Genomic DNA, 12,468 nt, shown 5'->3' on the forward strand with positions numbered 1-12,468 from the left:
GGCCAAGCCTCCATGGACGGATTCACGGCGTCCCCCGCGAACCCCACCCGCCCGGCCAACCACGGCTGTTGCTTTCAGCGGCCACCCACGGGGGGCTGCGCCGTTCGCCGACCTTCGCCGCCGATGCCCGCATGAATCTGCGCAAGCGCATTTCTGTAATCGTTCCCACAACGCCGCACAGCAGCATGGCCGCTGACGAAGTTCCATTAAAAGTGGGCGCCAATTCACATTTTGACGCCGCGTTGATCCTGATCAATGGACTTGTCGCAATCGGCCTGCACAATGGCGGCCCGTTCGGCATGGCGCGCCGTCTTTGATGCAGCGCGAGGGGCGTCGGATGGGAAAGCAGTACTGATCCAACAGGTACAAGGAGCGCGGAGCACTGCCACTGGGGAGCGGCAGCCGCGCAGGTACCGACCGGGTCCGGCGGCCGGTTGCGTCTGCGGGGATGGGGGCGCAACCGGCAACCTCTGCCTGAATGGGGCAGGTCAATCACGACGCCTTCACATTTCTCGCTGAACGCGAGCAAATCGTTGTGATTCATGGTCTTAGGGGTTTTAATTCATCCATGACCTGCTAACCTGCGGTGATGATTCGACGTTCTCTGGCCTGCATGCTCACCCTCGGCCTGGTCGCCTGTGCGACCCAGCCGACGTCCCCACCGACTTCGCCCCAGGCCAGCAGTACGCCGCGCCACCCGGCGACCAAGCCTCAGGGCCCGGCCGAAGCCGCGCCGGAAGCGGCAGCCGCTACGGCTGCGCCGGTCGATCTCACCCCGGTGCCGTTCGAAACCGCGCGCGCGAAATTCATTGCCGACACCGCGAAGCGTTATGGCCTGAAGCCCGATGAGATCCGCAACGTGCTCGACCAGGCGCAGGTGCGCCAGCCGATCATCGCCGCCATGTCGCGGCCGGCAGAACGGGTCAAGCCGTGGAACGAATACCGGCCGATGTTCATCAGCAAGGCGCGCATCGACGGCGGCAAGGCATTTCTTGCCCAGCATCGTGCCGAACTGGACCGCGTACAGCAGCGCACTGGCGTACCGGCTGAAGTGATCGTGGCGATCATCGGCGTGGAAACCAGCTACGGCAAGAATGCCGGCAGCCATCGCGTGCTCGACGCGCTGTACACGCTGGCCTTCTATTACCCGCGCAGTGGCGACCCGGCCAAGCTGGAACGCGAAGTACGCCGCGAGCTGTTCTTCCGCGATGAGCTGGCCAAGCTGTTCGAGCTCGGCCGCGAGGAAAAGCTGGACATCACCACGCTCAAGGGCAGCTATGCCGGCGCGATGGGCATGGGCCAGTTCATGCCCTCCAGCTATCTGGACTACGCGGTGGACGGCAATGGCGATGGTCGCCGTGACCTGTTCAACAGCTACGACGACGTGTTCTCCTCCATCGCCAACTACTTCGTGAAGAAGGGCGGTTGGGTGCGCGGCGGCCAGGTCGCCGTGCCGGCCACGCTCGCCGCCGGCCGCGAAGAGTTCAACCCGACCGAGTGGATGCCCACCTGGTCGCTGTCCGATCTGGCCCAGCGCGGCTACCAGCCCAGCGCACCGGTGCAACCGGGCGCCACCGCCACCCCCATCACCCTTGAAGGCAGCGCCGGCAAGCAGTACTGGCTGGGCTTCCAGAACTATTACGCGATCACCCGTTACAACCTCTCGAAGATGTACGCGATGGCCGTGTTCCAGTTGTCGCAGGCCATTGCCGGACAGGAGCTGCCCCCGGCATGAACATCAGATGGCTGGTCCCTGGATTGATCGTCCTCGCGCTGGCCGCCTGCAGCAGCGCGCCGAAGAAGCCGGCGACCGCCGGCCATGGTGGCAAGCCATCCGGCACGGTGGTGCAGGGCAAGGGCGGGCGTCCGGCGCATTGTCCGGAGGGCTCGCCGTACGCGGCGGCCACCGAGGACATGTCCACCCGTGGCAACTACACCGCCGGTGGCCTGTACAAGCCCGGCGTGAAAGACACTACGCCCAGCTATGTGCCCAACGTGGCCTGCATTCCCGAGCCGCTGGTGACCAGTGAAGACCGCTCGGTGATCGGCAACAAATCGCCTTACGTGGTGCTGGGCAAGCAGTACAAGGTGCTCGACGACACCCGCAACTACGTCGAGCGTGGCACCGCTTCGTACTACGGCGCCAAGTTCCACGGCCGCCTGACCTCCAACCGCGAGGTCTACGACATGTACCAGTTCACCGCTGCGCACAAGACCTTGCCGCTGCCCAGCTTCGCCCGCGTGACCAACCTGGACAATGGCGAATCGGTGATCGTGCGCGTCAATGATCGTGGTCCGTTCCACGATGGCCGCGTGGTCGATCTCAGCTATGCCGCCGCTGTGCGCCTGGGCATCACCCAGCGCGGTACCGGCAACGTGGAAGTGCGCGCGGTGCAGCCGGGTGAAACCAACCTGATGGCGCAGAAGCCGTCGCGCCGCGAACGCCGTGCTGCTGAAGCGGCGGCGGCCACCGCTGCCGTCGCCAGCGCACGCCCCGCACCTGCCGCACGCGCGGTTGCCGACAGCGACATCGATCGCCTGGTCAACCGCCTGCCTGCCGATGGGGCGCCGGCGCGTGGCCAGCCGGCCACCACCCAGGCCGCCGTCAGCACGATGCCGGAGGTGGCGGTCAGCAGCCTGCCGCCCAGCGCGCCCGCACCGCGTCCCGCCGCGCCGGTCGTGGCCACCGCCATGCCGCGCAGCCCAGCCCCGGCCAGCAGCCCCAGCCTGTCGCAGAAGGTAGTGGGCGCGGTGATGCTGCAGGTTGCCAGCTTCTCCAACCGCGACAACGCCAACCGGGCGATGGGCCAGCTCAACGCCGCTGGCATCGTCGGTGCCACCATCAGCGACATCGCTGCCGGTGGTCGTACCCTGTGGCGCCTGCGGGTTCCCGCCAGCGACCATGCCAGCGCGGCGGAACTTGCCGGGCGCATCTCGGGTCTGGGCTTTGGCTCGCCACAGATCGTCAAGGACTGATTCCGCCCGGGCCGGTGCTGCCGGCCCTTGCCACCCCGGCCTTACAATGGCCACCTTGTCCCATCCTTCATTTTCCGGCCGTCCCCTGGAGCCTGCTGTCCCATGAATTTCCGTTCCGCCGCCACTGCCCTGGCCGCCACCCTGGTGGTGGGCCTGGCCTCCGCCCAGACGCCGCTGCCGACCCCGGCCACCCCGACGCCTGCCGCCGCTGCTGCCCCCGCCACCGTGGCCACGCCGCCGGCGCCCGCACCCAGCGTGTCCAAGGCCTGGGTGCTGATGGACTACGCCACCGGCCAGGTACTGGCAGGTGAGAACGTCAATGAACAGCTGGCCCCGGCCAGCATCACCAAGGTGATGACGTCCTACGTGATCGCCGCCGAGGTCAAGAACGGCAAGGTCCGTCCCGACGACCAGGTGATGATGAGCGAACGCGCCTGGCGCGAAGGTGGCGCCGGCACCGATGGCAGCTACAGTGGCTTCCCGGTCAACCAGACTGCACGTCTGGAAGACATGGAAAAGGGCATGGCGATCCAGTCCGGCAATGACGCCGCGATCGCCCTGGCCGAGCACGTGGCCGGCAGCGAAGAAGCCTTCGCTTCGCTGATGAACAGCTACGCCGCCAAGATCGGCATGAAGAACTCGCACTTCGTGAACGCCCATGGCCTGACCGCCCCGGGCCACCACAGCAGCGCCTACGACCTGGCCCTGCTGGGCCGCGCGATGGTGCGCGATTACCCGGAAACCTACGCGTACAACAAGATCAAGGAATTCCAGGTCGGCACCATCAAGCAGCCGAACCGCAACCTGCTGTTGTGGCGCGATGGCAGCGTGGACGGCATCAAGACCGGCCACACCTCCGAGGCCGGCTACTGCCTGATGAGCTCGGCCCAGCGCGGTGACCAGCGTCTGGTCGCCGTGGTGCTGGGCGGTGCGTCGGAAAAGCAGCGCGCCGATGACAGCCTGGCCCTGTTGAACTGGGGCTTCCGCTTCTTCGAAACCCACCGCCTGTACGAGCCGGGCAAGGCCGTGGCCGAGCACAAGGTCTGGAAGGGCACCACCGACAAGGTGCAGCTGGGCGTGGCCCAGCCGATGCTGGTCAGCGTGCCGCGCGGTCGCTACAACGACCTGAAGCCGAGCATCGACGTGCCCAAGACTCTGGAAGCGCCGTTCACCGCTGGCCAGCAGATTGGCACCGTCAAGGTCACCCTGGATGGCAAGCTGGTGGCCGAAGCGCCGCTGGTGGCGGTGGCCGCAGTCGAGCAGGCCGGCTTCTTCAAGCGCCTGTGGGACAGCTTCTGGATGTGGTGGGAATCGGAATGATCCGCAGCGTGCTGCGGTGAACGGAAAAGGCCGGCGAATGCCGGCCTTTTCTGTTTCGGAAACCGGCTCTCCATGAACCCGTCCGGATGCCGGTGATGCCGGCCGCTCATGATGCCGCCCGGATGCGGGTAGTGCCGGCCGCTGGCCGGCTCCCCATGAACCCGGCCGGATATACCTGAAGCTGGCCAGCGGCCGGCACTACCACCAGCCCGGCCGGATATACCTGAAGCTGGCCAGCGGCCGGCACAACCCTCAGCCCGATCGCTTACAGCGAGCGGCTGACGGTGAAACTACCGAACACCGGCGACTGGCGCTGGCCATCGAATTCGCGGGTGCTGTGGTAGCGCGCCATCGCGAACTTCCAGCGACCGCGCATCACCGCGATGCCATAACCGCCCTGGGCGACCACATGACGCTTGTCCACGCTGTGGCTGTTGCGGAAGGTGTTGCCGTCCAGGGTGATGTCGCGGATCACCCACGCCGCATCAGTGGTGGCAAACAGGTGCCACGACCAGCCGGACGGCTTGCCACCCCGGGTCGGTGCCGTGTTCTCGCCGGCCGGGCGCAGCGGGGTGCTGCCGAAATCGTCCGGCAGCTTCCAGCCGAAGCGCACTTCGCCACCGATGTTCGCCTTGGTTTCCAGGTTGCCGATCGAACCGCCGTAGTGGCTGATCGCATCCCAGCCCCAGCCGTCGGCATTGATGCTGGCATCGCCCGGCCAGCGGCGCATGCGCTCGTGGGTCAGCATGAACACCGGTTCGTTGTGCAGCTGGTTGTCCCAGCCCTTGAACTTCTCATCGCCCAGCACGCTGTGCACGGCGTCCTGCACCTGCTTGCCCTGCGCCCACGGCCCAACCACGCCCAGCGACAGCTGGGTGGTCTGCAGGCGATCGCCACTGCGCGCGTTGAAGCCGAAACTGACCAGCAGCACGCCGGCATACGGCCGGTCATCCTCGATCAGGTCGCTGCGCGTAGGGTCGGTAGGGGTGAAGATGCCTTGGGCCACGCTGAAGATCATGTTCTGCTGTTCGAACTTGCCCGGGTGCAGCGCTTCCAGGTGGCTGTTCACCCAGCGCGCCAGGCGCGGCAGGCAGGGGTCATCGGTGTAGTCGACCAGGTTGGGCGAGACCAGGGTCAGCTGGGCGCCATTGGTATAGCCCTGGTCCTGGTGGCGGCCGCCGAACAGGTCGTTGTCGACGCGGAAATTGACCTGCGGCGGATGCTCGCGCATCGCGTCCGGGCCGCATTGTTCGGCTGCCTGGGCGGAAAGGGGGAGGGCGGTGGCCAGCAGGCCGGACAGCCCGAAGGCTGCGAGGTGACGCATGGATGGGATGATCATCGGGAAGGGGGCTTTTGTTTGTCGTTTTATGCAACGACACGTTACTCCCGGCGATGTGATGGAACGAGCGCGCTGGGATCACTTGTCTGTTCCGAAAACAACATTGTCTGATCGACACAATTGGTTACCGCAGGGGGAGCTGCGCGTATGGGCGCGGGAGCCCTGAGACCTGGGTCCGAGCCTGAATGGATGTTCAGCTGCAACGCAGCGGCCCGCCTGCGGTGCCGCCGGCCTATATGAATACTCTTGGGTTTGTTGCCCTGCGGCCCGATAATGGGCGCATGGAAATCAAGTCCGACAATCCCGAACACGGCTTCCAGTTCCCCGGTCAGTTCGAGCTCAGCGCGATGGGCCCGGCCAACCGCGGCCTGGAGCATGAACTCCCCCGCCTGCTGCTGGCTGCTGGCGTCGACGTGGTGAACGAGCGCATCAGCTGGAAGCATTCGTCCAACGGCAAGTACGTCTCGGTGCGCCTGGTCTTCCGGGCCGAGAACCGTGAACAGTACGACGTGGCCCACCAGGCCCTGCGCGACCACCCGGAAGTGAAGTGGACGGTGTAGCCGCCAGCTGCCCTGCCGAAGTGGCGGCCCCCGAGGCGCGTCCGCCGCGCCCGGCAGTGGTCCGTGACCTGGGGCGCCAGCCCTACGAACCGGTCTGGCACGCCATGCAGCGTTTCACCGACCAGCGCGACGACGACACGCTCGACGAGCTGTGGGTGGTCGAGCACGACCCGGTGTTCACCCTGGGCCAGGCCGGCAAGGTCGAACACGTGCTGGCACCGGGCGAGATCCCGGTTGTCCACGTCGATCGCGGCGGCCAGGTGACCTACCACGGCCCCGGCCAGATCGTGATCTACCCGCTGCTGCGCCTGCCGCGGCTGGGCATAGGCGTGCGCGACTACGTGTGCCGCATCGAACAGGCCATCATCGATACGCTGGCCGAGTGGAACATCGGTGCCGAACGGCTCGACGGCGCCCCGGGCGTCTATGTCGGTGGCGCCAAGATCGCCGCGCTCGGCATCCGCGTTCGCCGCGGCTGCACCTTCCATGGCCTGGCCTTCAACGTGGCCATGGACCTGGATCCTTTCCACCGCATCAACCCCTGTGGTTACGAGGGGTTGCAGGTGACCACGGTGCTAGACTTGGGCGGACCGTCCGGGATGGACGCCGTCAAGCCGGTGCTGCTGGACCACCTGGCCCGCCAGTTCGGCCTGCTGCTGCAGCCCGTGCCTGAACTGCCTGATCTCTCTGCGGCCGCCTGACCGCCCCCGGAAACGCCATGACTGAAACCACTGCCCGCACCATTCCCCTGCAGATCGTGCAGGCCGAGCTTCCGTCCACCGCGCCGTTGCAGGCCGGGGTCAAGCAGATGGGTGGGGACAAGATCAACCGTTCGCCGGTGCAGTTCGCCGACGTGCCGGTGCTACGCAAGCCCTCCTGGATCCGCGTGCGCATTCCTTCGGGCAATGCCGTGCAGAACCTGAAAGCCAAGCTGCGCGAGAACCGTCTGGTGACCGTGTGCGAAGAGGCCAGCTGCCCGAACATCCACGAGTGCTTCGGCCACGGCACCGCCACCTTCATGATCCTGGGCGAGGTCTGCACCCGTCGCTGCTCGTTCTGCGACGTGGCCCACGGCCGGCCGAAGCCGCCCGATGCCAACGAGCCGGCCAGCCTGGGCCAGACCGTGGCCGACATGGGCCTGAAGTACGTGGTGGTGACCAGCGTCGACCGCGATGACCTGCGCGACGGCGGTGCCCAGCACTTCGTCGACTGCATCACCGCCATCCGCGAGAAGTCGCCGGGCACCCGCATCGAAGTGCTGACCCCGGACTTCCGCGGCAAGGGCCGCATGGAGCGCGCGCTGGAGATCCTCGCGCAGAACCCGCCGGACGTGTTCAACCACAACATCGAAACCGTGCCGGACCTGTACCGCAACGTGCGCCCGGGTGCCGATTACCAGTGGTCGTTGAACCTGCTGAAGAACTTCAAGGCGCAGCACCCGGAGGTGCCGACCAAGTCGGGCATCATGCTGGGCCTGGGCGAAGACTTCGAACAGATCAAGGCCACCATGCGCGACCTGCGTGCGCACAACGTGGACATGATCACCATCGGCCAGTACCTGCAGCCGACCGCGCATCACCACCCGGTGCTGAAGTACTGGACGCCCGAGGACTACAAGGCGCTGGAAGTCTACGGTTACGAGCTGGGCTTCAGCCACGTGGCCTCCGGCCCGATGGTGCGCTCGTCGTACCACGCCGACGTGCAGGCCAAGGGCGCCGGCGTCCAGTAAGCGGTTGCCGCCGGGCATGGCCCGGCGCTACCCCGTGCGCGCGGTGTCGGTAGCGCCGGGCCATGCCCGGCGAGCGCAGCGGCGGCCTTCGCCTGCATTCACAATTTGCTACACCGGCCCCGCTAGGCTGGTTTTCCACCGAACGTGGGCGGGTGACAAACCCGGCAACTTTCGGCACTGTCGCGGTGTCTGAACACCCTGCAGTCTCCCCCTTGGCAAGGCGCCTTCGAGCACGTCAATGAAATTCAAAGCCCCCGCATTCCTGATGGCCCTGGCGCTGGTCGCGCCGCTGGCGCTCGCGGCCAAGGCCGACTCACCGGCGTTGCCGGCTGCCGCCACCGCCGATCAGGTGACCACCTCCAAGCTGGTGTACGGCCTGTTGTCCGACAGCCGCTACGCCTACCGCCCGCGTGCGCTCGATGAAGCCACCTCCAAGGATGTGTTCAAGCGCTACCTGGAGACGCTGGACGGCGGCAAGCAGTACTTCACCCAGGCCGACATCACCCGCTTCGCACCGTTCCAGGCCGGCATTGCCAATGCCATCCGCGGCGGCGAACTGGAGCCGGCCTTCCAGGTGTTCGCGATCTACAAACAGCGCGTCGGCGAGCGTGTGGCCTATGCGCGCAAGCTGCTGAAGCAGGAACCGGATTTCACCACCGACGAGCGCTTCGAGTACGACCGCAAGGAGGTGCCGTGGGCCGCTTCCAATGCCGAACTCGACGAGCTGTGGCGCAAGTCGGTGAAGAACGACTGGCTGCGCCTGAAGCTGGCCGGCAAGAAGTCCGATGACATCCGCAAGACGCTGGACAAGCGTTACGCCACCCTGGAAAAGTCGGTCAACGAGCTGAAGGGCGAAGACACCTTCCAGTTCTTCATGAACGCCTACACCAGCGCGGTTGATCCGCACACCGATTACTTCACCCCGCGTACCGCCGAGAACTTCAACCAGGCGATGTCGCTGTCGCTGGAAGGCATCGGTGCGCAGCTGCAGCGCCAGGACGATGTGGTGGTGATCCGCGAGATCATCGCCGGTGGTCCGGCTGCCGTGGACGGCACGCTGAAGCCGGGCGACCGCATCGTCGGTGTCGGCCAGGGCAAGTCCGGGCTGGTGGAAGATGTGATCGGCTGGCGCATCGATGATGTGGTGGCCAAGATCCGTGGCGCCAAGGACACCGACGTCAAGCTGGAATTCATTCCGGCCGAAGCGGGCGTCGACGGCAAGCACCACACCCTGGTGCTGACCCGGCAGAAGGTGCGCCTGGCCGAACAGGCCGCCAAGGGCGAGACCATGACCATTCCGGCCGCCAATGGCGAGCCGGCACGCAAGGTTGGCGTGATCAAGCTGCCGACCTTCTACCAGGACTTCGAAGGCCGTCGTCGCAACGCCGCCGACTACGCGTCGGCCACCCGCGACGTGGCCAAGCTGCTGGCTGGTTTCAAGACCGACAAGCTGGACGGCGTGGTGCTGGACCTGCGCAACAACGGTGGTGGCTCGCTGGATGAAGCCATCGAGCTGACCGGTCTGTTCATCGAGCAGGGCCCGGTGGTGCAGGTGCGCGAATCCGGTGGCCGTGTCACCGTCAACAGCGACCGCAACCAGGGCGTGGCATGGGATGGCCCGCTGGCAGTGCTGATCAACCGTGGTTCGGCGTCGGCATCGGAAATCTTCGCCGGTGCCATCCAGGACTACGGTCGCGGCCTGGTCATCGGTGAAACCAGCTTCGGCAAGGGCACCGTACAGAACATCGTCGACCTCGACCGTTGGCCGAGCGGCGAAACCCAGCGCTTTGGCCAGGTGAAGCTGACCATCGCCCAGTTCTTCCGCATCAGTGGCAGCAGCACCCAGCACAAGGGTGTGGTGCCGGACCTGGCGTTCCCGGCCAGCGTCGATGCCACCGAGTTCGGCGAGAGCACCTACGACAACGCACTGCCGTGGACCCGCATCGCCGCGGTGCCGCACACCCAGTACGGCAACTTTGCGCCGCTGCTGCCGAAGCTGGAAACGCGCCACGACTCGCGTATCGCCACCGACAAGGAATTCCAGTGGTGGAATGAGGACGTGGAGCAGTTCCGTACCGAAGCAGCGAAGAAGTACGTCTCGCTGAATGAAGCAACCCGTCGTGCCGAGCGCGAGCGCCAGGACACCCAGCGCAAGCAGCGCCAGATCGTGCGCAAGGAACTGGGCCTGGCCCTGGACCCGCTGGCCGATGACAGCAGCGATGACGGCCTGACCGGCAACGAGCGCGACATCGTCAAGGATGCCGCCCGCGAGAAGGCTGCCGAGAAGCGCCCGGACCCGCTGCTGCGTGAATCGGCCTCGATCCTGGCCGACGCAGTGAACCTGCTGGAGGCCGACCGTCCGCTGTCGGCGCAGGTGCTGCCGCAGTCCACCGCCGCAGGCCGCTGGGCCGACTGATTGACTGAGGAGGGGACGGAGCGGATCAAGTCGTTGGTGGCACAAACGACTTGATCCCTCCGTCCCCTTTTTGCATGAACCGGGAGCAACGGTGGGGGAGGGGGCCGGTGTTATCGACCCGGTGCACACGGACAGGGGGCTACCCTCGGGGCTACCGTCTTCGCAGGAGTACCCATGCGGGCCTCCCTTTTTTCTGCTTCCCTGCTGGCCGCCACCAGTGCCCTGGCATTGACCGCCTGTGGTGGTCGCGCCGCCGACAGCACGGTGCTGCGCGAGTCTTTCGATTCGGGGGATACCTTCTCGCGCACCGTCGATGGCCGTCCGGCCGAAGCCTGCGAGGCTGCACGGCGCACGCTGCTCAGCCAGGGCTATGCCATCGCACGGTCGGACGACGCGCAGGTGGAAGGCAACAAGAATTTCCAGCCGCGCGAAGATGACCACGAACAACTGGTGCTGCGTATCTCGTGCGCGCCGCGTGGCAGCCAGGCGCTGGTGTTCGTCAGCGCCGTTCAGGACCGCTATGCACTGAAGAAGAGCCCGACCTCGGCCAGTGTCGGCGTGGGCGCGCTGGGCTCGGTGTCGTTGCCGTTCGGCAGCAATGACGACTCGCTGGTGAAAGTGGCCAGCAGCACGATTACCGATGCCGAGTTCTATCGACGCTTCTTCCAGCGCCTGCAGCAGTACCTGCCGGCGGCAGCGAAAGCAGAACCGCAACCGGCCGCGCCGCCGCCGCCCCCTGCCGGGCCCGAGCCCGAACCAGCGCCGGCGGCAACGGACCAGGGCTGAACGTGCGCGGCAGGGTGATGGCATGGGCCCTGCTGCTGGGCTGGCCCCTGAGTGCGCTGGCTGCTACGGCCGAGTGCAGCCAGGGCCTGCTGCAGCGGCTGGGGTGGCGCTTTGAAACCGCGGCGATCAACGCGCCCCAGGTACAGGGTGGGCCGGTGTGTACGCGTGCCTCGCTGGCCGAGGCGCAGGCGGCCGGTGATCTTCGTGTGCGTTGGCCGGATACGCTGGCTGATGCCGATCGGCAGGCCCTGTTGCAGCAGCTGCTGGACGATCCGGCCACGGTCTGCGCCTACGCCTTTGAACTGGGTGCGGCCGCGCAACGCGCCACGCAGGCACTGCAGGACAATGAGACCTTCCGCTTCACCGGTGTGCAGCTGGGCTGGATCGGCTTCGGCGCACGCGGTGCCCCGGCACAGGGATGGCAGCGGGTGCGCAGTTTCGGCCGCGGCTATGTACCGGCCGCCAGCAACAGCCGCGCACTGGATGCGTTCTACACCGGCCGCGTGCGTGCCGAATGCGGTGTCGGCCGCCAGGTCGCGCAGCTGGCCACGCAGCGCGAGCTGTACGGCGATGCGGCCTTCGATGCGGAATTCACTGCGGACGAACTGTCCATCGGCACCTTCCTTGGACTGCACGACACCGACAGCATCCTGCTGGGCGCGCAGGCCGGCCGGTTCCTGGCCGACGGCAAGGCCGTGCGCACCTCGGCGATGGGGCGGCAGGCATTTGTAGGGCTGCCGGGCTTCATCGAACACGTATTCGACAAAGGCACGCTGGACGATCTCAGCAACCAGGCGGAGAACTTCGTCGTGGTGGAGGTGGGCGAGGGTGCCGCGCAGGCGCTGGCCGCGCACGGCGGCCTGGCCTGGTACGACCAGCGCAATCGTGCCCTGTGGCAGTTGGCACAGGGCATTCCGCGCGTCGGCCAACGCTATTTCGAGCGGCTGCTGTACGAGCGCGATCCGGTGCTGCGTGCGCAATTGGCCCCGCGCTATCGTGACGTCGTGCAGCAGATGGACCAGTTGCTGGACGATGCGTTCTACCAGCAGTTCGTGATCTACGCGCACCCACGCGGTATACGTCCTGTCGGCTATCACATCATCCGCCTGCTCGACCGGAATCCGCGCACACCGTTTTCCATCGACCTGGCGTTGCACAATCTGCATACCACGCTCTACCGGCGTTGGCGCGAGGCGCAGTTGCGCCACTGCGCAGCCACCGGCAGGCCAGGCAGCCTGACCCTAGACCCCAACTGAAGGTGAAACAATGGATATTGCAATGATCGGCCTCGGCCGCATGGGTGCCAACATGGCCCAGCGCCTGCACCGCGGTGGCCACCGCG

The 12,468-nt window shown here is 66.5% G+C and carries 12 protein-coding genes; 11 read left to right on the forward strand and 1 reads right to left on the reverse strand.

Translation table 11 applies throughout. From position 1 onward, the window contains the following. The 4 genes from DBR20_RS22365 to DBR20_RS13790 form a co-directional block, all read left to right on the forward strand. On the forward strand, positions 1-317 hold a 317-nt coding region (locus tag DBR20_RS22365), incomplete at its 5' end, for a hypothetical protein (protein ID WP_219927812.1). A 272-nt stretch (positions 318-589) separates the two neighbouring features. Continuing rightward, positions 590-1,735: a lytic murein transglycosylase B gene (mltB, locus tag DBR20_RS13780; RefSeq protein ID WP_108266570.1), complete on the forward strand. Its 1,146-nt coding sequence runs from the start codon at positions 590-592 to the stop codon at positions 1,733-1,735. Further along, positions 1,732-2,976 (forward strand): septal ring lytic transglycosylase RlpA family protein, encoded by a 1,245-nt coding sequence (locus tag DBR20_RS13785; RefSeq protein WP_108266571.1) that lies wholly within the window; start codon positions 1,732-1,734, stop codon positions 2,974-2,976. Before mltB ends, DBR20_RS13785 begins: the two co-directional genes overlap by 4 nt. A 102-nt stretch (positions 2,977-3,078) precedes the next feature. Then, on the forward strand, positions 3,079-4,296 hold the full coding sequence (locus tag DBR20_RS13790; RefSeq protein ID WP_108266572.1) for a D-alanyl-D-alanine carboxypeptidase family protein: 1,218 nt from the start codon (positions 3,079-3,081) through the stop codon (positions 4,294-4,296). Between the two features lie 265 nt (positions 4,297-4,561). On the opposite strand, the gene DBR20_RS13795 is transcribed toward DBR20_RS13790, so the two are convergent. After that, on the reverse strand, positions 4,562-5,635 hold the full coding sequence (locus DBR20_RS13795; RefSeq protein ID WP_089236932.1) for a lipid A deacylase LpxR family protein: 1,074 nt from the start codon (positions 5,633-5,635) through the stop codon (positions 4,562-4,564). 281 nt (positions 5,636-5,916) lie between these two features. On the opposite strand from DBR20_RS13795, the gene DBR20_RS13800 reads away from it, so the two are divergent. From DBR20_RS13800 to DBR20_RS13830, 7 genes are all read left to right on the forward strand, one after another. Beyond that, positions 5,917-6,195 (forward strand): YbeD family protein, encoded by a 279-nt coding sequence (locus tag DBR20_RS13800; protein ID WP_032975372.1) that lies wholly within the window; start codon positions 5,917-5,919, stop codon positions 6,193-6,195. Positions 6,196-6,215: 20 nt separating this feature from the next. Then, positions 6,216-6,896, forward strand: a complete 681-nt coding sequence (gene lipB / locus DBR20_RS13805) for a lipoyl(octanoyl) transferase LipB (protein WP_229979891.1) — start codon at positions 6,216-6,218, stop codon at positions 6,894-6,896. A 17-nt stretch (positions 6,897-6,913) separates the two neighbouring features. Beyond that, positions 6,914-7,924 (forward strand): lipoyl synthase, encoded by a 1,011-nt coding sequence (gene lipA, locus DBR20_RS13810; protein ID WP_108266574.1) that lies wholly within the window; start codon positions 6,914-6,916, stop codon positions 7,922-7,924. 238 nt (positions 7,925-8,162) lie between these two features. Next, a complete protein-coding gene (locus tag DBR20_RS13815; RefSeq protein WP_108266575.1) occupies positions 8,163-10,340 on the forward strand; it encodes a carboxy terminal-processing peptidase in 2,178 nt (725 codons plus the stop codon). 174 nt (positions 10,341-10,514) lie between these two features. Continuing rightward, a complete protein-coding gene (locus DBR20_RS13820) occupies positions 10,515-11,126 on the forward strand; it encodes a DUF2242 domain-containing protein (RefSeq protein WP_108266576.1) in 612 nt (203 codons plus the stop codon). A 17-nt stretch (positions 11,127-11,143) separates the two neighbouring features. Continuing rightward, positions 11,144-12,382, forward strand: a complete 1,239-nt coding sequence (locus DBR20_RS13825) for a hypothetical protein (RefSeq protein ID WP_108266577.1) — start codon at positions 11,144-11,146, stop codon at positions 12,380-12,382. Positions 12,383-12,392: 10 nt separating this feature from the next. Continuing rightward, positions 12,393-12,468, forward strand: a 76-nt coding sequence (locus DBR20_RS13830) for an NAD(P)-binding domain-containing protein (RefSeq protein WP_146187010.1), incomplete at its 3' end; no start/stop codon positions are given.

Origin of the sequence: Stenotrophomonas sp. HMWF023, assembly GCF_003060985.1 — a bacterium.
GTDB lineage: Bacteria > Pseudomonadota > Gammaproteobacteria > Xanthomonadales > Xanthomonadaceae > Stenotrophomonas > Stenotrophomonas lactitubi.

Coding starts and splice junctions, on each gene's coding strand:
- mltB (WP_108266570.1), top strand. CDS start 590: ATGATTCGACGTTCTCTGGCCTGCATGCTCACCCTCGGCCTGGTCGCC.
- DBR20_RS13785 (WP_108266571.1), top strand. CDS start 1,732: ATGAACATCAGATGGCTGGTCCCTGGATTGATCGTCCTCGCGCTGGCC.
- DBR20_RS13800 (WP_032975372.1), top strand. CDS start 5,917: ATGGAAATCAAGTCCGACAATCCCGAACACGGCTTCCAGTTCCCCGGT.
- DBR20_RS13820 (WP_108266576.1), top strand. CDS start 10,515: ATGCGGGCCTCCCTTTTTTCTGCTTCCCTGCTGGCCGCCACCAGTGCC.
- DBR20_RS13795 (WP_089236932.1), bottom strand. CDS start 5,635: ATGATCATCCCATCCATGCGTCACCTCGCAGCCTTCGGGCTGTCCGGC.
- DBR20_RS13815 (WP_108266575.1), top strand. CDS start 8,163: ATGAAATTCAAAGCCCCCGCATTCCTGATGGCCCTGGCGCTGGTCGCG.
- lipA (WP_108266574.1), top strand. CDS start 6,914: ATGACTGAAACCACTGCCCGCACCATTCCCCTGCAGATCGTGCAGGCC.
- DBR20_RS13790 (WP_108266572.1), top strand. CDS start 3,079: ATGAATTTCCGTTCCGCCGCCACTGCCCTGGCCGCCACCCTGGTGGTG.
- DBR20_RS13825 (WP_108266577.1), top strand. CDS start 11,144: ATGGCATGGGCCCTGCTGCTGGGCTGGCCCCTGAGTGCGCTGGCTGCT.